This window comes from Thermomonospora umbrina, from assembly GCF_003386555.1.
Lineage (GTDB): Bacteria > Actinomycetota > Actinomycetes > Streptosporangiales > Streptosporangiaceae > Thermomonospora > Thermomonospora umbrina.
In genome coordinates, this window is the sequence record NZ_QTTT01000001.1 from 3,712,624 (window position 1) to 3,737,212 (window position 24,589).

23 protein-coding genes and 1 tRNA gene are annotated in these 24,589 nt (G+C 70.6%); 19 read left to right on the forward strand and 5 right to left on the reverse strand.

Features of this window, described 5'->3' with window-relative positions; genetic code table 11:
• Positions 1–3 precede the first annotated feature (3 nt).
• From DFJ69_RS16490 to DFJ69_RS33790, 3 genes are all read left to right on the forward strand, one after another.
• Positions 4–372, forward strand: a complete 369-nt coding sequence (locus DFJ69_RS16490) for a hypothetical protein (RefSeq protein WP_147312339.1) — start codon at positions 4–6, stop codon at positions 370–372.
• 193 nt (positions 373–565) lie between these two features.
• Positions 566–1,021 carry a polymorphic toxin-type HINT domain-containing protein gene (locus DFJ69_RS36480; RefSeq protein ID WP_147312340.1) on the forward strand — a complete coding sequence of 152 codons (456 nt, stop codon included), beginning with the start codon at positions 566–568 and terminating at the stop codon, positions 1,019–1,021.
• 199 nt (positions 1,022–1,220) lie between these two features.
• Positions 1,221–1,604 carry a hypothetical protein gene (locus tag DFJ69_RS33790; RefSeq protein WP_147312341.1) on the forward strand — a complete coding sequence of 128 codons (384 nt, stop codon included), beginning with the start codon at positions 1,221–1,223 and terminating at the stop codon, positions 1,602–1,604.
• 260 nt (positions 1,605–1,864) lie between these two features.
• Here the strand turns inward: DFJ69_RS33790 and DFJ69_RS33795 are convergent, their stop codons facing one another.
• The gene (locus tag DFJ69_RS33795; RefSeq protein WP_147312342.1) at positions 1,865–2,398 is read right to left on the reverse strand and encodes a hypothetical protein; all 534 of its coding nucleotides are present in this window, start codon (positions 2,396–2,398) and stop codon (positions 1,865–1,867) included.
• Between the two features lie 932 nt (positions 2,399–3,330).
• Between DFJ69_RS33795 and DFJ69_RS36185 the strand changes: the two genes are divergently transcribed.
• From DFJ69_RS36185 to DFJ69_RS16515, 3 genes are all read left to right on the forward strand, one after another.
• The gene (locus DFJ69_RS36185) at positions 3,331–3,462 is read left to right on the forward strand and encodes a hypothetical protein (RefSeq protein ID WP_281275859.1); all 132 of its coding nucleotides are present in this window, start codon (positions 3,331–3,333) and stop codon (positions 3,460–3,462) included.
• A 530-nt stretch (positions 3,463–3,992) separates the two neighbouring features.
• Positions 3,993–4,175 (forward strand): helix-turn-helix domain-containing protein, encoded by a 183-nt coding sequence (locus tag DFJ69_RS16510; RefSeq protein ID WP_211328640.1) that lies wholly within the window; start codon positions 3,993–3,995, stop codon positions 4,173–4,175.
• A gap of 229 nt (positions 4,176–4,404) precedes the next feature.
• Positions 4,405–4,830, forward strand: a complete 426-nt coding sequence (locus DFJ69_RS16515; RefSeq protein WP_116023420.1) for a tyrosine-type recombinase/integrase — start codon at positions 4,405–4,407, stop codon at positions 4,828–4,830.
• Positions 4,831–5,038: 208 nt separating this feature from the next.
• On the opposite strand, the gene DFJ69_RS16520 is transcribed toward DFJ69_RS16515, so the two are convergent.
• Positions 5,039–5,124 (reverse strand) — tRNA-Leu (locus DFJ69_RS16520).
• A gap of 116 nt (positions 5,125–5,240) precedes the next feature.
• Here DFJ69_RS16520 and DFJ69_RS16525 point away from each other — a divergent pair.
• The 3 genes from DFJ69_RS16525 (at position 5,241) to DFJ69_RS16535 (ending at position 10,864) form a co-directional block, all read left to right on the forward strand.
• On the forward strand, positions 5,241–6,560 hold the full coding sequence (locus tag DFJ69_RS16525) for a M20/M25/M40 family metallo-hydrolase (protein WP_116023421.1): 1,320 nt from the start codon (positions 5,241–5,243) through the stop codon (positions 6,558–6,560).
• Positions 6,561–7,086: 526 nt separating this feature from the next.
• A complete protein-coding gene (locus DFJ69_RS33800; protein WP_147312343.1) occupies positions 7,087–7,545 on the forward strand; it encodes a hypothetical protein in 459 nt (152 codons plus the stop codon).
• A 223-nt stretch (positions 7,546–7,768) separates the two neighbouring features.
• Positions 7,769–10,864: a chaplin family protein gene (locus DFJ69_RS16535; protein WP_170177690.1), complete on the forward strand. Its 3,096-nt coding sequence runs from the start codon at positions 7,769–7,771 to the stop codon at positions 10,862–10,864.
• 303 nt (positions 10,865–11,167) lie between these two features.
• On the opposite strand, the gene DFJ69_RS16540 is transcribed toward DFJ69_RS16535, so the two are convergent.
• Complete coding sequence (locus DFJ69_RS16540) at positions 11,168–11,353, reverse strand: DUF5703 family protein (protein ID WP_116023424.1); 186 nt, start codon at positions 11,351–11,353, stop codon at positions 11,168–11,170.
• Between the two features lie 295 nt (positions 11,354–11,648).
• Here DFJ69_RS16540 and topA point away from each other — a divergent pair, with 295 nt between their 5' ends.
• Both topA and tmk read left to right on the forward strand, forming a co-directional pair.
• Complete coding sequence (gene topA, locus DFJ69_RS16545; protein ID WP_116023425.1) at positions 11,649–14,417, forward strand: type I DNA topoisomerase; 2,769 nt, start codon at positions 11,649–11,651, stop codon at positions 14,415–14,417.
• Between the two features lie 113 nt (positions 14,418–14,530).
• The gene (gene tmk, locus DFJ69_RS16550; protein WP_116023426.1) at positions 14,531–16,648 is read left to right on the forward strand and encodes a dTMP kinase; all 2,118 of its coding nucleotides are present in this window, start codon (positions 14,531–14,533) and stop codon (positions 16,646–16,648) included.
• Positions 16,649–16,663: 15 nt separating this feature from the next.
• Here the strand turns inward: tmk and DFJ69_RS34345 are convergent, their stop codons facing one another.
• Complete coding sequence (locus DFJ69_RS34345; protein WP_170177691.1) at positions 16,664–17,032, reverse strand: ATP-binding protein; 369 nt, start codon at positions 17,030–17,032, stop codon at positions 16,664–16,666.
• 77 nt (positions 17,033–17,109) lie between these two features.
• Positions 17,110–17,418 (reverse strand): hypothetical protein, encoded by a 309-nt coding sequence (locus tag DFJ69_RS34350; protein WP_170177692.1) that lies wholly within the window; start codon positions 17,416–17,418, stop codon positions 17,110–17,112.
• 153 nt (positions 17,419–17,571) lie between these two features.
• On the opposite strand from DFJ69_RS34350, the gene DFJ69_RS16560 reads away from it, so the two are divergent.
• The 8 genes from DFJ69_RS16560 to DFJ69_RS16595 all read left to right on the forward strand — a co-directional run bounded on the left by DFJ69_RS16560 (position 17,572) and on the right by DFJ69_RS16595 (position 24,584).
• On the forward strand, positions 17,572–18,441 hold the full coding sequence (locus DFJ69_RS16560; RefSeq protein ID WP_116023428.1) for a helix-turn-helix domain-containing protein: 870 nt from the start codon (positions 17,572–17,574) through the stop codon (positions 18,439–18,441).
• A gap of 40 nt (positions 18,442–18,481) precedes the next feature.
• A complete protein-coding gene (locus DFJ69_RS16565) occupies positions 18,482–18,667 on the forward strand; it encodes a DUF397 domain-containing protein (protein WP_245974423.1) in 186 nt (61 codons plus the stop codon).
• A gap of 190 nt (positions 18,668–18,857) precedes the next feature.
• Positions 18,858–19,403, forward strand: coding sequence for a GntR family transcriptional regulator (locus tag DFJ69_RS16570; RefSeq protein WP_116023430.1), 546 nt, complete (start codon positions 18,858–18,860; stop codon positions 19,401–19,403).
• Between the two features lie 226 nt (positions 19,404–19,629).
• On the forward strand, positions 19,630–20,214 hold the full coding sequence (locus DFJ69_RS16575) for a peptide deformylase (RefSeq protein ID WP_245974424.1): 585 nt from the start codon (positions 19,630–19,632) through the stop codon (positions 20,212–20,214).
• A 60-nt stretch (positions 20,215–20,274) separates the two neighbouring features.
• Positions 20,275–21,447 (forward strand): DNA polymerase III subunit delta', encoded by a 1,173-nt coding sequence (locus tag DFJ69_RS16580; protein ID WP_116023431.1) that lies wholly within the window; start codon positions 20,275–20,277, stop codon positions 21,445–21,447.
• Positions 21,448–21,499: 52 nt separating this feature from the next.
• The gene (locus DFJ69_RS16585; RefSeq protein ID WP_116023432.1) at positions 21,500–21,979 is read left to right on the forward strand and encodes a low molecular weight protein-tyrosine-phosphatase; all 480 of its coding nucleotides are present in this window, start codon (positions 21,500–21,502) and stop codon (positions 21,977–21,979) included.
• A gap of 3 nt (positions 21,980–21,982) precedes the next feature.
• Positions 21,983–22,930 carry a fructosamine kinase family protein gene (locus tag DFJ69_RS16590; RefSeq protein WP_116023433.1) on the forward strand — a complete coding sequence of 316 codons (948 nt, stop codon included), beginning with the start codon at positions 21,983–21,985 and terminating at the stop codon, positions 22,928–22,930.
• Between the two features lie 685 nt (positions 22,931–23,615).
• On the forward strand, positions 23,616–24,584 hold the full coding sequence (locus DFJ69_RS16595; protein WP_116023434.1) for a hypothetical protein: 969 nt from the start codon (positions 23,616–23,618) through the stop codon (positions 24,582–24,584).
• Positions 24,585–24,589 lie beyond the last annotated feature (5 nt).

Genomic DNA, 24,589 nt, shown 5'->3' on the forward strand with positions numbered 1-24,589 from the left:
GCGATGAAGATGCCACTTTCCCGACATCTCGGAGTCCTTGGATTGATGTCCGTGCTGACCGCGGGAAACTGCGAGCCGGACAGCGAGCGGTTCTGGGTGATCAACAACACGGGCGATGAGATCGTCATCGACTACACCAGGATGCGCACCCCGACAGATCGCCGTTCCATCGAGACACCGTCCGGAACCTCCCATCTGATCCATCTGATGTCGGAGTGTGAAAAAGGGCTGACGGTCATGGTCGGCACGACGAGTGGGCGGATGATCGCCAAGCTGGACTCCACGATCTGCGACGGAAAGTCATGGGTCATCGAGCCTGGCGGCCGGACACGCTTGGTCGATGGATTCGTACAGCCTCGCCGCAGCCCATGACCATCCAAGTCGCCGCTCCGCCCTCACAACCGGTCGCCCGGCCTCCGAACAACCGACCACTGACCGGCCGCTGAGAGCGGCCGGGACATGCCGCGCAACAGTAGGGTCACGCGACCATCGGCTGCATCGGATGGCGACCGGACGGAACCGTGACATTCGGCTCGAGGCACTGGGCCCCAGGTAACGCGGCGGCTTGACCGGTCTGCTCGACCGGCCCTCGCTGAGCCGGTTCGCTCCTGGCCCGAGGAGTTCCGGGGCGGTCAAGAAGTGGGTTCATGCCAAGGACCTCCGCTCCGGCATGTGGCTACGCACCAGCGCCGGCACGCACGTCCAAGTCGAAACCATCGAAGGTCGGACCGCTCACGCCCAGCGCGTCCACAACCTCACCATCGCCGACACACACACGCACCATGCACTCGCGGGTTCCACCCCCGTCCTCGTCCATAACTGCGGAGATGGCTCCGATCCGCTCATCACGTATGCGGACTCCCTGCGTCCCGGTGCGACGAAGAGAGGGCCGCACGTTGCGGCAGAGTACACGTCGCCGTCCGGAAGGACCTACTATGGGCATAATGGCCATGGTCAGTCCCCAATGCCTGGCGGAGACCTGGAGGGGGCCATGCAGCAAGTCGGTCACCACGGTGGATGAGCTGAGATAATGTGCCTCATCCAGGCGGAAGGCATTGAAGGCGCTGGCGCTATTTTCGGTGGTACCTTCCGTGCAGTCCGGGTCCGCGGACTTCAGTCCCAAGGTACAGCGCACGGGACTTCCATCGATCCGTGTCCAAACGCATGTAGTCCGCTTCTCAATCTCTTGGGTATCGGTTCATGATGGAGAAGTCTATCGAGTGCTCGAAGAGCATGGCGAACCACACCTCATCGTGCCGCTGAGGAGCGAATTGGTGAATGAATGGATTTTGCCTCTCTGGCTTCCTGAGTGGAACGGAGCAGAAGATGCCGGTAAAGAGATCGGAATCGAGCGGGTCTCCTTCATCGTGGCACGCTTGATCGACCTTGTACTTACCGACGATGCCGCCGTACTCGACTCGTTGCCGCCGGACATCGAGAGTGCATTGATCGGTCCACTGGACACTCTTGCGAGTGTCTACGAGGGCGGTGGATCTCTGACTGAACTCGTCGTCGCTGCTCGCCTTGTCCGGCGTTCTGTGATGCCCTATCTCAGGGGAACACACGAGGAAATGGAAAGCCTGATCCGTTCGCTTCCTGAATAGCTGAAGGCACCTGCGTCGTGATGGGACCGCGATCTGCCGATTCATGCAGGGCCGCGCGCTCGGTGTAGGTGGTCAGCGTCAGTAATTGTTCGATGGTCGACGGCGGGTCGTTTTGTAGCCCTTGGTGCTCCGCTTGGCGCGGTAGGGTGGGCAGCGTCCGTCACCTACGTGTATGCGGCCGTGCTCGCGGGCAATCCCGGGTGCTCATAGCCAGAATCGGTGCGTCCCTGCCTGGCGCCTGGCGCGCAGACAGAACGAGCTCACTCGTGAGCGACTGGACCACTCCTTCGATTGCTGCCGGCGGCCAGCCCAGCGAGAACACTGGCACAAGCTATCCGGCGGCCTCCACAACTCATCCGGCGTTTGCCGCAACGCAAGATCTTCGCCTGCCCGGCGAACCCGAAGTGGTTGTCGGAGGTATATCCATGGCGACGAGTGCGCCCGGGTGCCTGCGTTCCCAGTCGCTCTTCGTCCCCTCGGCCGCTTGCGAGCTGCAGGTAACTGGGATTCTCTTCCAGCAGCGCCTTGTACGGTGTGTTTTGCTCGCTGGCCCGATCAAACCAGCGGATCGCATCGAACTCTGGATAACCCATCGCTCTGCCGGACAGTTTGCCGAGGCCATTCGACCAGCTCCGCCACAACCGCACGGTCTCAGCGCCGCCAGCCGCGTGGTTGCCCAGTGCGGTCAGGGCTTGGCAATAGGCGCGGAGCTCGTGGACTTCACGCCAACGGTTGGCCTGGTCGCGGAGGGTCGCGGCGTTGTGGGCTCCGAGCGCCTTGCCGCGCGCTTCCACGATTGCCAGTTCCCGGCGCCGTTGCCGGTAGTGGTGACGACGGCGGCGACGTGGGCGTCCTTGTGCATGTCGACTCCGCTCACATCCTTCCATCGCGTGGATTGCACGAACGGACCACCGATGAAGTAATCGCGGCGGTCGAATCCGTGTTCGGTCCTGGAAAGGTGGTCGATCGCCTTTATTTCAAGTTGAAGGACTCCACGAAACCTGCCGATGTTCGTAAACGAGAGAGCCTGCCTCACCTGGCAGAAGTGGCCGAAGGGTGCGAATTAGAGGTCCGGCGGGGTACTGCCGATCCCGCGGCCGCGATTGCAGGTAGGAGGTGAACGCGTACCGGAAATTCCGCCGGTCAACGCCACCAACCCGAAGAACGCCGGCGGAACGACCAGGCCGGTCAGGAACAGAGCATGCCTGTCGAGCATGAACCGCTCGAGCAGGGCCAGGTCACCGCGCAGCACGGCGAGCATTCCAGCAGGGCGGGCGAGATGTTCCGCTAGCCACCGCCCCAAATCCTCACGTCCCCCACCAGCCGTACTCGGCGGTTCCAGTACAACGGTGTGGGCTGGATGCCGGCGAGCGGATCTTCCAGGCGCGGCCGGCGACGGCCACAACTCCCGAATGACGATGAGGGCCTCGCCGCATCCCAGGACACCGGCCACGACGGCGAGCGTGTTGATCGTGCGACCCCCTGAACCTTGCCCGTCAAGATTCGGGCACCGGTCGACAGGTGCGACAACCGCCGCATCCACCACAACCCCACGGCGTAGATCTCGGCGACCACGGCCAGCACCGTCTGTCCGAGAGGAGTCCCGTACGGGGCCGCGAGCATCTGCGAGGTGACGAACAGCGCGCTCAACGCCCCGACGGACAGAATGATGGCCAGCAACGTCGTACGAAGCCCGGCGCGTGCGGCCTCGACCTGACCTCGGACGATGACCTCCGCCGAGAACCTCGCCAAGGCCATGCGGATCGCCGAACCCCAGGCTTTGGACCTGGTCAAGACTGTCAAGCAAGAGATTGCCGACAACTTTTCCGAGGACCTTGCCCGCCAGGGCGAACTCTAGGGCAAGGTCGGCGGGAGGCCGTCGTGAACGCCGGACGGATCTCCTACGCCGATCAAGACCGGGCCGCTGCCGCCGAAGCCCGCCGCCGGCTTGACCGGACGGCCACCCGGTCGGGATCCGCGGTGAGGAGGTCCGACGCCTCCGGGGTCCGAGCGGTTCAGCCAGTTCGCACAGACCCTCCTCGCAGGCAAGGGCACGTTCTGCCCGCACATCGGCATTCACCCATGTTCGCCCACGCCGCCGCTTGGGCCACCAACCCAACTCGTCTGCACCATCTGCATCGGAACGCTCCAACCTCCCGGAGGCGAAAAGCGGCTGCTGCGACCAGTGCAGGAAACCCGCGACGCAACTCCATACCGGAGCCGCCGCACACGGCCCGTTCTGAGGACCTACCGGCTCTGCGCACCACGCACCCGCGCCGTCACCTGAGCCACGGGTCACGCTTCGGAGCCGGGAGTCCCTTCGCCGCATCAGAGCCCCTCTGCGCGCTCGGCAACGAGCCGCACTGATTCCACTCGGAGGCACCCCTTTTGGCTCGCCCGAATGACCATCTGCTGTCGGTCTCCGAGGTCGCCGAGTACCTCGGCATCCGCAAGTCCTGGATCTACGACAACCGGCAGAACGAGGCCATCCCGTTCTTCCGGATCGGCAACCAGCTCCGTGCCCGTCGCGCCGAGCTGGACGACTGGCTCAAGTCCCAGCGAGCCGCCTGAAGCGTCGGCGCATCCATCGACTGGTCATCCAGACCGGTGCTGGACAGCTCCGCGCGGAGCTGTCCAGCACTGCGACCGCCCTACTCAACGAACAGGAGAACTGAATGGCGACCGGCACCGGAGTTCGTGGTGTGGTCGGCCGGAGAGCTGAGGATCTTCCTGTCCAAGGAGGGTAAGTCTCTCCAGTTCGCGCTGTGGCACTTCGTCGCCTCCACCGGAGTTCGACGCGGTGAGGTCCTGTGGCCTGCGGTGGCGGGACATCGCCTGGGAGACCAAGACGGCGACCGTACGTCAGACGGTCGGGGCCATCCGGGGGAAGGTGATCCGTGAGCCTCTGCCCAAGAGCAACAAGCCCCGCGTGATCGACCTGGACGCCAAGACCATCAAAGTCCTCAAGGCGCACAGGGCCGCCCAGGCGGCGGACAAGCTCCAACTCGGCGAGCGCTGGGTGGACGAGGATCTCGTTTTCGCCCGTGGCTCCTTCCAGCTCGCCGAGGGGAAGACTGCCGGCGGCCCCCTCCATCCCGAGCGGACGTCACGGCCCTTCAAGGCCCGGCTCGGACGTCACGGACTTCCCGAGGTTCGCTTCCACGACCTCCGCCACACCGGGGCGACCCTCGCCCTCCGCGCCGGCGTTCCGGTCAAGGTCGTGTAGGAACGGCTGGGCCACGCCAACCCCTCGATCACGATGAACATCTACGCGCACGTCCTGCCGGGGATGCAGGCGGAAGCGGCTGAGAAGGTCGCCGCGCTGTTCGCCTGATCCGGCGACCGAGCAGGGTTGCACCCTGCGTTGCACTCCGAGGATGCACCGGACAGAGAAAAAGGCCCCGTGACCAGGGCCTTTGACTTAAATGATCTTGTGTCCGAGGGGGGACTTGAACCCCCATGCCCCGTGAAGGGCACTAGCACCTCAAGCTAGCGCGTCTGCCTATTCCGCCACCCGGACCTGCGTGCGCGCGCCTCAGCGCGCGGCGGCGTGCCAACGATACCAAAGGTCCAGACTCGCGGCGAAGTCGATCGCGGGGCACGATGGGGGCGGGTGGGAGCGGCGACGGGTGAAGGGTGGGAAGAGTGGTCCAGGCGGGCACGGCGGAGGACGAGGTCGTTCGGCTCTGTCAGGAGCTGATCCGGATCGACACCAGCAATCCCGGGGACCACTCGGGGCCGGGGGAGCGGGTGGCGGCCGAGTACGTGGCGGAGAAGTTGGCGGAGGTGGGGCTCGAGCCGACCCTGCTGGAGTCGCGGCCCGGGAGGGCCAGCGTGGTGGCGCGGATCGAGGGGGAGGATCCGGGGCGGGACGCCCTGCTGCTGCACGGGCATCTGGACGTGGTGCCGGCGCGGGCCGAGGACTGGACGCGGGATCCGTTCGGCGGGGAGATCGCCGACGGGTGCGTGTGGGGTCGCGGCGCGGTCGACATGAAGGACATGGACGCCATGATCCTGGCGGTCGTTCGGGAACGGCTGCGGGAGGGGCGCAGGCCGCCGCGGGACGTGGTGGTGGCGTTCCTGGCCGACGAGGAGGCCGGGGGTCGGTGGGGGGCCCGGTGGCTGGTGGACGAGCATCCGGAGCTCTTCGAGGGGTGCACGGAGGCGGTCGGCGAGGTCGGCGGGTTCAGTCTGACGGTGCCGGGCGACCGGCGGATGTATCTGATCGAGGCGGCGGAGAAGGGCCTCGCCTGGATGCGGCTGACCGCGAGCGGGACGGCCGGGCACGGGTCGATGGTGCATCCGGACAACGCGGTGACCGCGGTGGCGGCGGCGGTGGCGCGGCTGGGGTCGCACGAGTTCCCGATCCGGCTGACGAAGACGGTGCGGGCGTTCCTCGAACGGACCTGCCTGGCGTACGGGGTGGAGTTCGATCCGGACCATCCGGAGAAATGCCTCGAGGAGATCGGTCCGTTGGCACGGATGATCGGGGCCACTCTTCGCAATACGCTCAATCCGACCCGACTGGACGCCGGATACAAGGTGAACGTCATTCCGCAGGAGGCGACCGCTCAGGTGGACGGCCGATTCCTGCCGGGACACGAGGAGGAGTTCTTCGCGACGGTCGACGAACTGCTCGGGCCGAACGTCACCCGGGAGTTCGTGCACCACGACCTGGCCGTCGAGACCGAGTACGAGGGGGCCCTGGTCGCCGCCATGGAGGCCGCGCTGACCTCGGAGGATCCCGGCGCGCTCCCCGTCCCGTACTGCCTGTCGGGGGGAACGGACGCCAAGGCGTTCGCCCGGCTGGGCATGCGCTGCTTCGGGTTCGCCCCGCTGCGACTTCCCCCGGATCTGGACTTTTCCGGAATGTTCCATGGTGTGGATGAAAGGGTTCCGGTGGACGGTCTGCGATTCGGTGTACGGGTGCTGGATCGGTTCCTCGATCGCGCTTAGGGATTTCGAAGAATATTGTTCGAAAGGCTGTGATCCGCGCGGTCCGTGGTGCTACGGTCACCATGCGTAGGGAGCGGGCGATCTCGTTCCCGTCGGGATCTGCAGCCGGGGAGGGCCCGTGGGTGACGGCCGCTCGCGAGCACGGACGGTCATCGTCCGGTCGGCTCGCATGGCGGCCCACCGCAGATCCCTCCGGCGACTGTTGGTCATCACGGGCCTCGCCGTCTCCGGCTGGTTGTGCGGCGCACTCGCCGGCACGACCACGGACGCGGCCCAGGCGGCTGCGGCCACCCACCCGGCGACCTCGACGACCCTTGCGCACGGCCCGACGGACGCGCCGGCGTTGATCCCCTCCGCCCCGGACAGGGGCGTGACCGCCCCTCCCAGAGGCGTCCAGCGGTCGGCGCCTCCCTCGACGGGGGGCCCCTTCACGGGGGGTTCCCTCCTCCCGGAGGTCCCCGTTCCGGGGACGCGGACACCGTTCGATCGGGCCGGGGGCGGGATCGTCCACCGGTTCGGGGACCTGATGCCCGGCCGGACGCCCGGGCGGCTCACCCCACCGGATCTGCTCGACCCGATTCCCCCGCACGGCGGTAAGGGCAAGGGCGACCGTTTCGACGCCAGGTGGCTTCCGTGGGACGACGGCGAAGGCGATGACGCCGCACCCCGTTCCGAGGTGAGGCCGCACGGCGCGGTCGTCCAAGCGGGCCCGTCCCTAGGTACGGGGCACGACCGGGGAGCGGCACAGGCCGACCCGGATAGAGGCGGCGACGTGGGCGGCACGCAGCAGTCGCCGCGGCAGGGGGACGGGCCGTTCTCCGTGGACGGGCCGTCCGTTCCGGGAGTGACGGGCTGGGTCCTCGGCGGATACCTCGCCCAGACCGGCCACCCGCGACAGGTGAGGTCCGCCTCCGTGGCCGGGCCGCGTACCGAGGTGCCCGTCGTCCGTACGGCAGCGGACGAGCCTTCCTTCGCACCCGACTGATCTTCGGGCTCCGGCCCGTTCCCTGCCCGGGTACGGGCGGAGCCTCGTCCGCGCCGCCACCCGACGGCGGCGCTCCCTTCTCGAGCATCGGCCGGCCACCGCCTCATGCCCTGAGGGCCTCCTCGTTCGGTGACCCCTGATGTGCACGGGTCCGGCGGTGGACGCGGTGTCGGTTCGAGAAGTCCTCCCCTTCCATGCAAGTCACCCCCCGAATGGAGCATTCATGCGAACGTGGGCCAAGGGCAGCGCTCGTACCATCTTGCTCGCCGCGGGCTTCGTCGCCCTCGGAGCCGGCACCGTGTTCCCGCCCGGCGCGCACGCCGACGCCATCACCGGCGGCGAGTCCGGAATCCTCGGCGGCAACCAGGTCAACGCGCCGACGAGCATGCCCGTGACCGTCTGCGGCAACGCCGTCGCGGTCCTCGGAGCGGCGCACGCCGAATGCCGGAACGACGGCCGATCCTCGACAACCCCGTCCGGTGACGCGTACACCGACGGTCGCGGCGGCGTCGGCAGCGGCAACCAGCTCAACGCGCCGGTCCCGTCGTCCGTCGACGTGTGCGGCAACGCGGTGGCGGTCGGCGGCGCGGCCACCGGATCCTGCTACCACGGCCCCGACACAGCGCCCGGGGCCCCCCGCCGGAGCACGGACGCGGCGACCTTCGGCGATGGCGGCGACCTCGCCGGCAACCAGGCCCTGGCACCGGTCACGGCTCCCAGCGAGCTGTGCGGCAACGCGGTCGGGGTGCTGGGCTCGGCGGCCGCCGGTTGCCTGAAGGAGACCCTCGGTTCCGGGCACGGCATGACGCACGGACACCCTGGGGGCCTCGACCACGGCCTCTTGGGGCAGGACCTTCCGAACGTGCCTGGGCACCCGGACGTGCCGGGGGCCGCTCGGCTGCCGCAGGGGGAGCAGCCCCAGGGGACCGACCTGCCCCCTGGCGTGCAGGTGCCCGTGCCCCCGCGAGGGACGCAGGTCTCCACGAGGCCCGAGGTCCTCAATGGGGCGTACCCCTACGAGGTGCCGGGCTTGGACACGCCGGGGGGCATCCGGCCAGCTTCTAGCCGAGCGCCTCGGGTCAACCCCGTGCTCCCGGAGGGCGTGCAACTGCCGACCCGGTCCGAGACTCCAGAAATCCCTGCGGTGCCGAAGGGCGTGAAAGTCCCCAACGCCCCCGGGGACGCGCGGAGCGTTGAGCTGCCTCCGACCGCCCCCGGGGCCGTTCAGCCGCTCAGGCCCGAGCCGCCGAAGGGGCTGAAGACCCCCGAGGGAGTAGAGGTGCCGACCCTCCCGGGCGCCCCCGAGGTCCCGGCCCCGGCGGTCCCGGCCGTCCCGGCGGGGTGGCGGGCGCCGTCGGCCCCTGGAATGCCCACGGTGCCGGCCCCCGCCGGCCCGGAGCTCCCCGGGAACGTGCAGTTGCCCGCCCGACCGTCGACGCAGGGCGACCCGCGAGAGGTGTCCCGACCGAGACCGGCTCAGAAGGCGACGCTGCCTCAGCTCCCGGCACAGCCGCCGACTGCGGACGTGCCCGGCCTGCCGACCCTCCCCAACGTGACGAAGGTGGCGCCCGTGGACCCGACCTCGCCACTGCCCGCCCTGCCCAAGCTGCCGGACGCGACCGTCCCGGGCGGCACCCCCTCCCTGCCGAACGCGTTGGACGGTCTGGGCCTCCCCAAGGCCCCGGGTGCTCCGTCCGGGCCGAACGCCCCCGAACTCCCGACCGCGCCCGTCGCTCCCGGAACGCCCCACCTCCAGGGCAGCCTCGCCGCGCCCGCCGTTCCCCTGGGTCACGGAACGTCCGACGTCCACGGGGTCCTCGGTGCGCCCGGCGTTCCGGTCGGCCAGGGAACGTCTGACCTTCGAGGAGTCCTCGGTGCGCCCGGCGTTCCGGTCGGCCAGGCGACGTCCGACCTTCAAGGAAGCCTCGGGGTGCCCGCCGTTCCCCTCGGCCACGGGACGTCCGACGTCCATGGGGACCTCGGTACGTCCGGCGTTCCGGTCGGCCACGGTACGTCCGACGTTCACAGGGACCTCCGTGCGCCCGGTGTTCCTGCTCGTGCCGCCGGGCTGCCGGCGGGGCCCGGCGGGGTCGGTGACCTTGATGTGCCGGTGCGCCCCGGGCCGTTCGGGGCGCCCGAGACGCCTCAGGGTGCTTCGGGCAGCCTGACACCCGGGCTGCCGGGGTTCCTGCGGGAGTACCGGGGGACTCGCGCGCAGACCGCCGACCACATGGCCTCGATGCCGCGTACGGGCGGGAACTTCGGGCAGCCCCGCGTGCTCTCCATGGCGCGGACCATGCCGATGGCCGGTGTCCTTCCGGCGCGGCCGCCGGCGCTCGGGGTGACGCGCGCCGTCTCGTTCCGGATCCCGGTGCGGCCGGGGGCGGGCACGGTCACGCCGAACGGACTCCCGAACGGGCTGGGTCGCGCACCGGTCGACCCGGAGGTGCCTCAGGTGAGGCTGCCGGCGTTGCCGGTGCAGGTTCCGGTGACGGGCTCGGATGTGGTCGGGGGCGTGAAGCCGCCGGCCCTTCCCGACCTGCCGAAGCTGCCGGTCACCGAGATGCCGGTGACGCCGAGGACGGGCGGCCAGGGCCATCGGACGCTGCCGGCCCCGGCCGCCTCGGACCGCCCGTCGACCGAGGACCCGGCGACCGGCGGCCCGGTGAGTCCCGCCGGGAAGACGCCGAAGGGCATCGACGTGGGCCCGGTCGCCAGCGGGGTGAACACGCCTGCCGCGGGCGGCCCGGTCGGGCCGCTGCTCACCGCCTCGGGCGCGCTCGTTCCGGGAATGCCCGGCACGCCCGTCATCGGTCTCCCGACCGGGAACGCACCGATCGGGAACCTGCCGACCGGGAACCTGCCGACCGGGAACGCACCGGTCGGGAACCTGCCTGGAGGGAACGCACCGGCCGGGAACGCGCCGATCGGGGACCTGCCGATCGGGAATGCGCCGACCGGGAACCTGCCGGGAGGGAACGCACTGACTGGGAACCTGCCGACCGGGAACGCGCCGACCGGGGACCTGCATGGAGGGAACGCGCCGACCGGGGACCTGCCCGGAGGGAATGTGCTCGGCCAGGCCGGCGGGGCTGCGGGCCAGGCCGCCGACGCCGCCGGGTCGGCCGTCGGTGATGTCGTCCAGGGGGTCGGGGCCGTTCCCGCCGAGCTGAACGACGTCCGGCGGGTGGCCGGAGGGGAGCCGCTGCTGGACGGGCGGGAGAGCGCCGGCGCCTCGTGGTTGGTCGCCGTCGCGGCCATGATGACGACGCTCTCCGCCCTGGTGGGCCTCAACCGCCGCAGGGCCGTCCGCAAGTAGGCCGGCCCGCGAGGGCTGCGGCGGGGCGGCGCGGATCTTCGAGCCGCCCCGCCCGTCGGACGCCCGTGAGGGCGGGTCCCCGCGAGGCACCCAAGGAAGTGGCCGTAGAAGAAGGACGGCCTGTGAGTCGCTTTGTCCGTCCCGGGAGCGCGGCCCGGGGCGGGCAAAGCCCCGCGCGCGAACGACCCCTGCCGTCCAGAACGGGACAGCATCATCGCCGAAGAATCGAACGCCCAAATCCCCACAAAGGATCCGCCCCCCATGACGAGGGCACGAGACCCGCGAGCCCCGGCGTGCCGTCGGCTAGGCGGTGCGGACCTGGCGGATGACCTTGCGGCGCAGTTGGATTCGGCGGCTACCGTCGGGGTAGAGGCGCAGACGGTCGAGCTCCCAGCCGCCGTACTCGGCGTGCTCGGTCATGAGCTGCCGGGCGGCGTCGCGAGTGGTGCCGCGCGGCAGGCGCAGGACGATGTAGGTGTACTCCGCCATTACCCCTCATTATGGCCCCATGAACGCCCGATGAGGAGGCTCCGCGGGGGATCCCCCGGAGATCCTCGGGCGGTCCAGGTCTGCGGGGCCGGTGGGGACGTGTCATCCTGTCGGAGGTTCGCGGCGCAGGGAACCCGCGAGGACGGCCCGACCGAGGGAAAGGTTGCGGCGGCCTTCCACGTTGTTCTCCAGGGGACGTCCCACGGTGCCCCCGGAGGGATTCCAGGGGACGCCGGGGAGGTCCCGACGCAGTCGTCGCACGTGACGGACGAGGATAGTGAGGGTTGGAGCGATCGTGCCAGCCAAGAACGGCACAGCACAGCGTGGCCGGGGTCCGGCCGCGGCGTCCGGCGGTACACGACTGGTGATCGTCGAGTCGCCCGCGAAGGCGAAGACGATCGCCGGATACCTGGGCAGCGGCTACGTCGTCGAGTCCAGTATCGGCCACATCCGCGACATCCCACGTCCGGCGGACATGCCGGAGGAGGCCAAGAGCCAGCCCTGGGCCAAGCTGGGTGTCGACGTCGAGCATGACTTCGAGCCGTTCTACGTCGTCACCGCGGACAAGAAGAGCCAGGTCGCCAAGCTCCGCAAGGCGCTGAAGGAGGCCGACGAGCTCTTCCTCGCGACGGACGAGGACCGAGAGGGCGAGGCGATCGCGTGGCATCTGCGCGAGGTGCTCAAGCCCAAGGTCCCGGTGCACCGGATGGTCTTCAACGAGATCACCCCCGAGGCGATCCGGAACGCCGCCGCCAACCCGCGCGACCTCGACCTGAAGCTCGTCGACGCGCAGGAGACGCGACGGATCCTGGACCGGCTGTACGGGTTCGAGGTGAGCCCCGTCCTGTGGCGCAAGATCATGCAGGGCCTGTCGGCCGGCCGGGTGCAGTCCGTCGCCACCCGTCTGGTCGTGGAGCGCGAACGGGAGCGGATCGCGTTCGTTCCCGCGCACTACTGGGACATCGAGGCCGATTTCGCCACCGCCGGCACCCCGGAGGACGGGCCCAAGTCGTTCACCGCGCACCTGGTCGGCGTGGACGGCAGGCGGGTCGCGCAGGGCCGTGACTTCTCCGCGCAGGGCGAGCTGAAGGCCGCCGACCTGCTGCATCTGGACGAGGACGCGGCGCGGGGGCTGACCGAGCGACTGGCCGGACGTCCGTACGCGGTCAAGTCCGTGGAGCGCAAGCCGTACACCCGCAAGCCGTACGCGCCGTTCCGGACGACCACCATGCAGCAGGAGGCCAGCCGAAAGCTGGGGTTCTCCGCCAAGTACTCCATGCAGGTGGCGCAGAAGCTGTACGAGAACGGCTTCATCACCTACATGCGAACCGACAGCATCAACCTGTCGGCGACCGCCCTCACCGCCGCCCGCGCGCAGGCCACCGCCCTGTACGGCGCGCAGTACGTGCCCGACAAGCCGCGCACGTACGCCAAGAAGGTCAAGAACGCGCAGGAGGCGCACGAGGCGATCCGTCCGGCGGGTGACAGTTTCCGCACCCCGGGTGAGACCGGGCTGACCGGCGACCAGTTCCGGCTGTACGAGCTGATCTGGAAGCGCACCATCGCGTCCCAGATGAAGGACGCCACCGGCCAGTCGGTGTCGGTGCGCGTGGTCGGCACGTCCACGGCGGGCGAGGAGGCCGAGTTCGGCGCGACCGGCAAGACGATCACCTTCTACGGCTTCCTGAAGGCGTACGTCGAGGGCGCCGACGACCCGGAGACCGACGCCGACGACAGCGAGCGACGGCTGCCGACGCTCGCCGAGGACGACCCGCTGACCGCCGAGCGGCTGGAGGCGCAGGGGCACAGCACCCGCCCGCCGGCCCGCTACACCGAGGCCACCCTGGTCAAGGAGCTGGAGGAGCGGGAGATCGGCCGCCCCTCCACGTATGCCTCGATCCTGGGGACGATCCTCGACCGCGGCTACGTCTTCAAGAAGGGCACGGCGCTGGTGCCGTCCTTCCTGGCGTTCGCCGTGGTCAACCTGTTGGAGAAGCACTTCGGGCACCTGGTCGACTACGACTTCACCGCCCGGATGGAGGACAGCCTCGACCTGATCGCCCGCGGCGAGGCGGAGCGGGTGCCGTGGCTGCGCCGCTTCTACTTCGGCGACGGCAACGGGACCGGCGGCGCCGAGACCGGCCTGAAGGACCTGGTCACCGACCTCGGCGAGATCGACGCCATCGGGGTCAGCTCGTTCCCGATCAAGGGCAGTGACATCACCGCGCGGGTCGGCCGGTACGGGCCGTACCTGATCCGCACCAGGGACGGGGCCGAGGAGCGCGTCAACATCCCCGAGGACCTCGCCCCCGACGAGCTCACCCCCGACAAGGCCGAGGAGCTGTTCGCGCAGCCCAGCGGCGACCGTGAGCTGGGCGACGACCCCGAGTCGGGGCACCCGGTCGTGGCCAAGTCGGGCCGGTTCGGGCCGTACGTGACCGAGGTCCTGCCCGAGGAGCTGACCACCACCGCGTCCGGGCGCAAGAAGAAGGACGCGCCCAAGCCGCGCACCGCGTCGCTGTTCAAGTCGATGAGCCTCGACACCATCACGCTGGACGACGCGCTCAAGCTGCTGGCCCTGCCGCGCACCCTCGGCGAGCTGGACGGCGAGCCGGTGACCGCGCAGAACGGACGGTTCGGCCCGTACGTCAAGAAGGGCACGGACACCCGTTCGCTGGGGGCCGAGGAGGACCTGTTCACGGTCACCCTCGACCAGGCCAAGGACCTGTTCGCGCAGCCCAAGCAGCGCGGCCGGGGCCGGGCCGCGGCGGCGCCCCCGCTGCGCGAGCTGGGCGACGACCCGGCCAGCGGCAAGCCGGTGGTGGTGAAGGAGGGTCGCTTCGGCCCGTACGTCACCGACGGGGAGACCAACGCCAGCCTCCGCAAGGGCGACGAGGTCGAGTCGATCACCATCCAACGGGCCGCCGAACTCCTGGCCGAACGCCGCGAGAAGGTCGCCGCCGACGGCGGCAAGAAGCCCGCCGCCCGACGCGCCCCGGCCAAGAAGGCCACCACCCCCAAGAAGACCCCGGCGAAGAAGCCCTCCGCCAAGTCGACCTCCTGAACGCCTCCGGAGGCCGGGCCGTGTGACCCCCACCCGACCCGGCCTCCGAACGGTTATCAACAGGCCTGTGGAGTCTTCCCCCAACGGACTGTGGCGTCGATACTCTGACCAACATGACGAGAACGGGCGCGGCCGAGCAGCCGGGTGTGCTGTCGATCAGGCCGTTGCGGAGGCTCTGGGTCGCCCTGTCGCTGTCCGGCCTCGGTGACTGGCTCGGCCTGCTGGCGCTGACCGCGCTGGCCGCCGCCCTGACATCGGGCGAGGGCTTCGCGGAGCAGACGTACTGGGTCGGCGGTGTGCTGGTCGCCGCGGTGCTGCCGGGGCTGGTCCTCGGGTCGCCCGCGGCCGCCGCCGCGGCCCGGCTCGACCGTCGGACGACCATGGCCGCCGTGGACGTGGCGCGCTTCGGGCTGCTGCTGTCGGCACCGTTGGTGGGCCGGCCGGTGTGGCTGGTGGCCGCGGCGTTCCTCACCGGATGCCTGACGCCGCTGTGGCGGGCGGCCGCCGACTCCGCGTTCGCCGACATGGCCGGCCCCGACCGCGCGGCCGACGCGCGCCGGCTCGCGCTGCGCACGTTGTACGGGGCCGCGCCGGTGGCCGGGCTTCTGTTCGCCCTGTTGGCGCTGCTCGCGGGCGGGCTGCTGGACGAGGACCTGCGGGCCGACCTGCCCGCGTACGTCACCGCGGCGGTCTTCCTGCTCTCGGCGGTCGCGGTCTTCACGGCCCAGGGCATCCCGTCCCGGGGCACCGGTGCGCCCTCCTGGGAGGGCCCCGCCACGCCCTCGGCCCCGCCGGCTCGTGGGGGACAGGACGCGGTGCACTCCGGGGCCGGAGGGGCCGGCGGTGTCGCCGGGCTGGGGGCGGGTCGTCGGGTCGTGGCGGCCGTGCCCGTGGTGCGGGGGTTGGCGATCGGGCTCGCGGGCGCGTTCCTGGCGGGCGGCGCGGTGGTCGGTGTCGCACGGGTCCACGTCGGCACGCTGCACGGCGGCGACGCCGGGTACGGGGCGCTGTTCGGCGCGGCGTTCCTCGGCATGGCGTTCGGGCTGTTCGTGGGCCCGCGGATGCTGGGCGACTTCAGCCGGCGGCGGCTGCTCGGCCTGGCGGTCATCGCCGCCGGCCTGACCCAGATCGCCCTCGCCCTGGTGCAGAACCTGGTGGTCGCGGTGACCCTCACCGGGCTGCTGGGCTGGACGGTCGGGGTCGCCTGGGCCACCGCCCGCACCCTGATCCAGCGGGAGGCCGACGAGGAGGCGCGCGGCCCCGCGCAGGCGTTCCTGCAGTCTCTCGTCCACGTCGTGCTGCTCATGGTGTTGATCGTCGCCCCCGTGGTCGCCGGGCTGACCGGGCGGCATCGCTTCGCGCCTGCCGACGACGCCGCCTACAGCTTCGACGGCACCGGGGCCGTCCTCCTGGGCACCGCCGTGTTGACGCTGCTGGCCGGGCTCGTCGCGTACCGGCAGCTCGACGACCGCCGAGGCGTTCCCCTGACGGGCGAGCTGTCGGCGGCTCTGCGCGGCGTCCCGTACGTCCCCCCCGGCACCGACGTCCAAGAGACCCGCACCCGAGGCGTCTTCATCGCGTTCGAGGGCGGCGAGGGCGCCGGCAAGACCACCCAGGCGCGGCTGACCGCGATCTGGCTGCGCGACCACGGCTACGACGTCGTCACCACCAACGAGCCCGGCGCCACCAAGGTCGGCATGCGGCTGCGCGCCATCCTGCTCGACAAGGAGACCACCGGCCTGTCGTCCCGCGCCGAGACCCTGCTGTACGCGGCCGACCGCGCCGATCACGTGGCCAACGTCATCACCCCGGCCCTCGAACGCGGCGCCATCGTCGTCACCGACCGGTACGTGGACTCCTCCCTGGCCTACCAGGGCTATGGCCGCAAGCTCGCCGTCGACGAGATCGCCGAGGTCAACCGCTGGGCCACCGGCGAGCTGGCCCCCCACCTCACGGTCCTGCTGGACGTCCCCCCGGAGACCGGCTTCGGCCGTTTCGCCTCTCCCGCCGACCGGATGGAGTCCGAGCCCAGGGAGTTCCACGAACGGGTCCGCCGGGGCTTCCGCAAGCTCGCCGAGGCCGACCCCGACCGCTACCTCGTGATCGACGCCGGCCAGTCCCAGGAGGACATCACCCGCCAGATCCGCGACCGCGTCCGCGAGATCCTCCCCGACCCGATCCCGGCCGGCACCGAGGACATCACCAGCACCTTCCCCATCATCCGCGACTAGCCGTCCCCGCACGGGTCACGCCGGCGCGGAGCCGGGGGCCGTCCGGAGCATGTCGACCCACACGGTCGTCCTGCCGTCGTCGCCCACGTCCCAGCCCCATGCGTCGGTCAGCCCGGCGACGATCAGCAGCCCCCGCCCGCCCTCTTCCGCGCCGTCCGGGCCCTTCGGCCGTCCCGGCAGTCCGCCGTCGTCGGTGAACTCCAGCCGCACCCGATCCCGCGCGACGAGCACCGCCACCCGCAGCCGCCCGCCGGGCTTCCCCGACAGCGAGTGCGTCACCGCGTTGGTGGCGACCTCGCTGACCACGACGCTCAGGTCCGCCGCGTCCACACCCGTCCCGTCCAGCCGCTTCCGCACGAACCGCCGTACCTCCCGCACGTCCACTCGTGCACCGTCCTCTGCCGGGAACGACACGACCTCCTGTACGCGAAGCCCGCCCAGGAGCCGGATCCCGGTCGCCCTCACGCCCTTCCTCCAGCCTGGGCCTGCGTCACCATGAAGGCCGCGACGCGTGGCGACCCCTCGTCCGCGACCGCGCACCGGGCCCCGCCGGACCACAGGAACGACCACCCGTTCCCGTCCTGAACGGCCACGACCTCCCGCTTGTCGCCCGCCCCGTTCCGGCTCGGCCACACCGTCAGCACCGCCTGGCCCCCACCTCGCATCAGCAGGGACGAGTCCCGCCCCAACTCCGCCAACGCCAAGGCGAGCTCCCCCAACAACCGCACCCGCACCCGCGCCACCCCTTCCGGACCAGGCGGCTCATCCATGGCACTCGCCTCCTCCCAGTCGACCGAGACCCCTTCGATCAATCACCTGCGCGCTGCACACACGCGATGACAGTCTGTTGTGGCAAGACTGCACCATCGAACAGCTTCATGCAATACTGCTTATGGAATTCTGCTAACAATCAAGGAGGGGTGATGGCGCGAAGCCAGGAACCCAGTCACAGCCCGACGCTGCGCGCTCGCCGCCTCGCCCTGGAGCTGACCAGGCGACGAGAGGTGGCCGGACTGTCGCGCGACGAGGTCTCGCAGCGCTTGGAGTGGTCCAGCTCCACGCTGTTCCGCATCGAGACCGGCCGCTCCAAGCCACAGCCGCGCAGCGTTCGGGAGTTGCTCGACCTGTACGGCGTGACCGGGGCTGAGAAGGACGGCCTCATCCAACTTGCCCGCGACGCTCGCAAACCCGGATGGTGGCACTCGTTCCGCGACGTGCTGCCCAATCCGTACGAGGTGTACATCGGCCTGGAAGCGGGAGCAGCAACCATCCGCACCTTCGAGCCGATCATGGTGCCGGGGCTGCTGCAAACCGCCGACTATGCCCGGGCCATGATCCGTGGTGGCCCTCAAGAAATGGACCCTGATGAGATCGAACGCCGAGTGCAGGTACGGATGGCGAGGCAGGAGATCCTCGGACGAGCAGACCGTCCCCGTCTCTGGGCGGTGATGGACGAAGCGGCACTGCATCGGAGGGTCGGCGGCGACGAGATCATGCGCGGCCAACTGCATCATCTGGTCGAGACGGCCGAACGGGGAAGGACGACGATCCAAGTTGTCTCGTTCGGAGCAGGCGCGCATGCCGGGACGACCGGCCCGTTCGTCATCCTGGACTTCCCCGAGCCCACCGACCCGGACGTGGTGTACCTGGAGACCATCCCTGAGGGCCTCTACCTGGACGGCGCGAAGGACGTCTCCTCGTTTATGCTTGCATTTGACCGTCTACGCGCGGCTGCGCTACACCCTGACGACTCGGTGGCGCTCATTCAGCGCGTGGCAGATGCAACCAAGTGAGCGACCCTCAGAAAGGGGGCGCGGGATGACCATCCCCGACATGTCCCGTGCCAGGTGGCGCAAGAGTTCTCGGAGCGGTCAGAACGGCAACTGTGTGGAGGTTGCCGAGTTGGCGGTGTCCGTGGCGGTGCGCGACAGCAAGGACCCCCACGGAGTGGCCTTGGCCTTCTCCCGCTCCGCGTGGCGGACGTTCAGCCGACGGATCGCGGAGGGCGAGCTCCGCTAGCCCGCCCTCCGGAGCCCTGGCCCCACGGGAGTAGCGCTCAACGGGGAAGGTGTCGTGGCCTTCCGGCGATTGCGGTCCGCTGAATGGTGGCGGTCTCATGGTGTTGCCGCCCGCATACTCATGGTGATCGGGTCCAGCCCCCGGCCACGGCGGTGCTCGCGTGACGGGAAGGGGTGCCAGAGTGAACGCCATGAGCCCGCGGATCAGCCGCAACGCGATGCTCCGCTACCGCAAGGACAGCCGAGAGCGCGCCCGTGGGGCCTTCGACTACGAAGTGCGCCAACTGGGCATGGAGCCGCGTTCCGATCTCACCGTGGGTCGTGTCGCTCCTCCGGCCGAGGTGGCGGAGATCCTGGGCACCGAAGCGGGTCAGGAGGTCGTCGTCCGGTCGCGGCGGATGTTCGCCGATGCTGTCCCTGTGCAGATCGCGCCCAGCTACATCCCGCTCGACATCGCTGCGGGCACCGTCCTGGAAGAGCCCGACCAGGGTCCTGGCGGAATGGTCAGTCGCATGGCGGAGCTCGGGTACCGGCAGGTCCGCATGAGCGAGCGCATCACGGTCCGCCCTCCCGGAGAGGACGAGGCGCAATTCCTCCAGATGTCCGCCGACCAGCGGGTCTACGTCATCACGCATGTCGGGTGGACGGCCGACGACCGGCCCGTCGAGGTCTGCGTTCACGTGATGCCCACGCACCTGTGGACCCTCGACTATGAGTGGAACGTCGATCCGGCCTGACCAATGCGAGGACGTCCAGGATGACGACCCAGGCTTGTCCAGTGCGGTGTGGCCCAAGTAGCCGCTCTGACGGCGTCCGCGGCCGTGCAAGACGGCAAGGACGCCGACGCGGTGGTGGGTCCCCATTCGTGCCCCTGGCAGGCGTTCAGCCACCGGGTCACGGCGCGGTCGGGTGGACGGAGTGACGTCCGAGCCGCCCTTCTCTGGAGCGACCGAGGATGAGGCTGTGGCGCGGCCCGAGCTGCGGCTTGCGAGCGATCGGATGAGGGCTGCCGGGATCGTTCAGCGAGGCGACCCGATCCTCGCGGCCGTCGCGCGGCCGTTCGCGCTGCCGGACGAGGCGGGGGAGGCGCGTCGGCTCGCCGATGAGTTGCTGGCCGCCATGCAGCGGGTTCGTGAGCATCACGTGTTCGGGAAGGGCATGGGGCTGGCGGCCCCGCAGATCGGAGTGGGGCGGGCCGCGGCGATCGTTCAGCCGCCCGGCGATGACGCGACGCCGATCACCCTCTTCAACCCGAGGCTCATCTCCGAGTCCGGGGAGTCCGACGAGCAGTACGAGGGCTGCCTTTCGTTCTTCGACGTGCGGGGTCTCGTCCCGCGGCCCCTGCGCATGGAGGTCGAGCACACGACCATCGAGGGCCGCCGGGTCATCACCGCCTTCTCGGACGGGCTCGCTCGGCTCGTCGCCCATGAGATCGACCATTTGTACGGCTCTCTCTACCTCGATCGCATGCGTGAGCGTGTCGAGCCGATCAGTGTTGAGGAGTACAAGGGCACTGGGCGCGCGTGGGGATATCCGCAAGAGCGCTAGGACGGCGCCGTTCGGTGATGGGGGACGGGTGGGGTGGGGGTGGCCCTAACCTTGGGTGCCATGAGCGTGTGGGATGACCTGGTGGGGCAGGAGCCCGTGGCGCGGCAGTTGGCGGCGGCGGCGGAGGCCGGGGCAGCGGCGCTGGGCCGGGACGAGCGGGCCGCCGCCGGGATGACGCATGCCTGGTTGTTCACCGGGCCTCCCGGGTCGGGGCAGGGGACCGCCGCACGGGCCTTCGCGGCGGCGTTGCAGTGCCGCGAGACGCCGCCGGGCTGTGGGCATTGCGCGTCCTGCCACCAGACGTTGCAGGGGACGCACGCCGACATCGAGGTCGTACGGCCGTCGGGGCTGTCCTACGGTGTGCGGCAGACCCGGGAGTTGGTGCTGCGGGCCGCCTCCTCGCCGAGCGGCGGGCGCTGGCAGATCGTGCTGTTCGAGAACGCCGACCTCGCCACCGAGGCGGCCGCCAACGCGCTGCTCAAGGCGATCGAGGAGCCGCCGCCCAGGACCGTCTGGCTGCTGTGCGCGCCCTCCCCGGAGGACCTGGTGACGACGATCAGGTCCCGCTGCCGGCTGGTCACCCTGCGCACGCCCTCGCCCTCGGCCATCGCCGACGTGCTCACCCTGCGGGACGGGATCGACGCCGAGATCGCCGCCGAGGCCGCGCGGGCCTCCCAGGGGCACATCGGCCGCGCTCGGCAGCTCGCCACCGACCCTGAGGCCCGCAAACGGCGTGCCGAGGTGTTGAGCCTCCCCCGACGACTGACGGGCGTCGCGCCGGCCGTGAACGCCGCCGCCGCCCTGGTCGCCGCCGCCGAGGCGGACGCCAAGGCCACCGCCGAGGAGCTGAACGAGCCCGAGACCTCCGACCTCCGCCGCGCTCTGGGGGAGAGCGAGAAGGGCCGGATGCCCCGCGGCACCGCGGGGGCCCTCAAGGACTTGGAGGACCGCCAGAAGTCGCGGGCCACCCGCGTCAAGCGCGACTTCCTCGACCGCGCCCTGCTGGACCTCGCCTCGTACTACCGCGATGTCCTGGCCCTCCAACTGGGCTCTCCCGTGGAACCGGTCAACGGCGACCGCTCGGCCGAACTCCGCTCCGCCGCCTCCACCGGCACCCCCGAGGCCACCCTGCGCCGCCTAGAGGCGATCATGGAATGCCGCCAACGCGTGGAAGCCAACGTCAACCCCCTCCTGGCCGTCGAGGCCATGACCCTCGCCCTGCGCACCTCCTAGCGCGCTCGTCCTCCGAGGGCGCGGCGAAGAGGTGGTCGGGCAGGATGGGGGCATGTCGTACCGGGTCACGTTCGTCTGTACGGGCAACATCTGCCGCTCGCCGATGGCGGAGTGGATCTTTCGTCATCACGTCGACGAGGCGGGGCTGGACGTCGAGGTGGACAGTTCGGGGACCGACGGCTGGCATGAGGGCGACGACGCCGACCACCGGACCGTGCGGACGCTGACCCGGGGCGGCTACCGGTCCGCGCATCGGGCGCGGCGGTTCGAACGGGAGTGGTTCGAGCACTACGACCTGATCGTCGCCCTGGACCGCGGGCATCTGCGGGAGCTGCGGGCGATGGCGCCGGACGATGAAGCCCGCGGCAGGATCCGGCTGCTGCGGGAGTTCGACCCGGCGGCCGACGGGGACCTTGACGTTCCCGATCCGTATTACGGGGACGACACGGGGTTCGAGCACGTCAGAGAGCTGATCGAGGCGGCCGTTCCCGGGCTGCTCGACGAGGTGCGCGCCGGTCTCAAGGGACGCTGACCGATGGTCCCCGCCGGGCTGGAGCGGCTGCTCGGCGTCCCGGTCGAGCGCGTCGCCCGCGTGGGCTCCGGTCATGCGTGGACCCTCTTCAGAGGGACTCTGGCGGACGGCCGCGAGGTCTTCGTCAAGGCCGCCGACCCTGGAACGGCTCCGGACGACGAGGCCGGGGTGTTCGCCGCCGAGGCGGCCGGGCTGCGCTGGCTGGGCGAGGGCGACGGCGGGGCCGGAAGCGGCGGCCGAAGCGACGGCGGGAGTGGGGCCGGGCGACAGGGCGGGGGCGGACGCGGGGGTGCGAGTGGCGGGGCGCCGGTGCCCGAGGTGTTGGGGGCCGATGAGAGCCTCCTCGTGCTGCCGTGGTTGCCCTCGGAGGCGCCGTCTCGGGAGGCGGCCGAGCGGTTCGGTCGGGAGTTGGCGGTTCTGCACGCCGCCGGGGCGGAATCGTTCGGGGCCCCATGGCAGGGGTACATCGCCCACCTGCCGCTCGACAACACCCGGGCCGGGGACTGGCCGCGCTGGTACGCCGAGCGGCGCATCGCCCCCTACCTGAGGCGGGCCGCGCGGCATCTCGGTGATGCGGACGTACGGCTGATCGAGCGCGTGATGGACCGGATCGAGGAGTTGGGGGGCCCCGCCGAGCCGCCCGCCCGTATTCACGGCGATCTCTGGTCGGGCAACGTGGTGTGGTCCGGAGGACGGGCGTGGCTGGTCGACCCGGCGGCGCACGGCGGCCACCGGGAGACGGATCTGGCCATGCTGGACCTGTTCGGGGCTCCGTACCTCGACCGGGTCATGGCCGCCTACCAGGAGATATGGCCGCTCGCCGACGGTTGGCGGGCCAGGGTTCCGCTGCACCGGCTGCACCCGCTGCTGGTCCATGTGGTGCTGTACGGGGGCTCGTACCGGTCGGCCGCGGTGGACGCGGCACGGGCGGCGTTGCGGGTTTCCTGGTGACTTTCCGGCGAAACACCATTTGTGGAACCCAGTGGTGAGATAAGACAATCTGGTTCGCGACATGAGAGGTCGGTGCGCGTACCAGGTGGACGACATGCGCGAAAGAGGCCGCGGGACCGGCGGACGGTCCGGCACCCTGCTGCGGGACGGCGCGTTCGGGATCCTGGGGATCGTGCTGGCCGGACTGTTGGTCGTCGCCGTCGTTCGCCTCTTGGGCGTTCGACGTGGCGGGGCGGCCGGCAGGCGGGCGGTGGGGAACGGACCCCTTCGTCCGCGACACGGAGAGGGCGATACGGCGGAACCCATGGACGACACGCGTGACGGCTCCCAGGGACCCGAGGACCCCCGGTGGCAAGGGGAGGGTTCCCTCCCCCTCGGCGACGCCTCGCGGCCGGACTCCTCCGTACCCGGGAGTCCCCGGGGGGCGGACTCGCAGGCCCCCGGTGACCCGTGGTGGGACCGGTCGCGGCAGGCGGGGGGAGCCGGGTGGTCAGAGCCCGAGGCCCCACGGAGCGACGGACCCGTACCGGGGCCCACGGGCTCCAGGGGCGAGGGAGAGCCCGCAGAGGCCCGGCAGCGGGAGGGTGGGGACGCCAGGGGCCCTCAGGACGCCGGAGACGCCCGGCAGAGGGGTCGCCGCGGGTCCGGGAAGGCGAAGCGGCGCGGCGTACGGTCCGGCGGGCTGATGAAGGAGGGCGTCATCCCGGTGATCGCGGCCGTGGCGGGCGCGCTGGTGGTCGCCGGGGTCGTCGACGCGATCGGGTCGCGGCAGGGCGACACCGAGGAGAAGACCGCCGAGCCGGTCGCCGAGGCCACGCAGAAGGAGCGCCGTTCGAAGTTCGTCGCCGCCGTTCGCGGTACGGGCGACGCGCTCGTCGTCCGTGACATCGAGACCGGCGAGGACATCGGCGTGGACGTGGGGGCTCCGCGCGGGCGGCGGTTCCACCAGGTGGCCACTGCCGGTGACGGGTCGTACGTGGTGTCGGCGTACGGGGAGGGCCAGATCTCGTTCCACGACCTCGTCCTCTCCAAGGACGGACTGCCGAAGGACCTGACGCAGATCCCCGGGGTGACGCTGCGCGGCGTCTCCAACGGCGGCTCCGACATGGCGGTGAACGTCGACGGCCACCGGATCGCGTACGTCACCTACGGCGGCGGGACCAGCCAGATCGAGATCGCCTCCGCGCGGCCCGCCGACCGACGGAAGTGGACGACCGCCTCCAAGGGGCGCATCAGCAGCCTGTCCTGGGCCGGTGACATCCTCTCGTTCGTCTGGACCACCACGCGGAACGGCGCGGAACGGCGGCAGGTCCGCACCCTCAACGCCACGGCGCCCAACGGGAGCCTCGGGGCCAGCCGGCCCCTCCTCACCCTGCCCGAGGGGGCCTTCGCGGCGGTGCTCTCCAAGAACGGCGGAACGATCGTGGCCGGTGTCCGGGGCCCGGCGGCGTTGACGTTCCACGAGTTCTCCGCCCGCGACGGGCGGCCCGTTCAATCCCTGTGGAAGCAGCCGTTGGACGGCTCCGGTGATTTCCCCGGCCTCGGTCGCGACTCCTTCTCCGCACCGCTGATGTCCCGCCTCATCGACGAGCTGGTCCGCGACACACCCGTTCGGGTGCTGCCCGCGAAGGAGTTCACCGACGTCGCCTGGTGATCCAC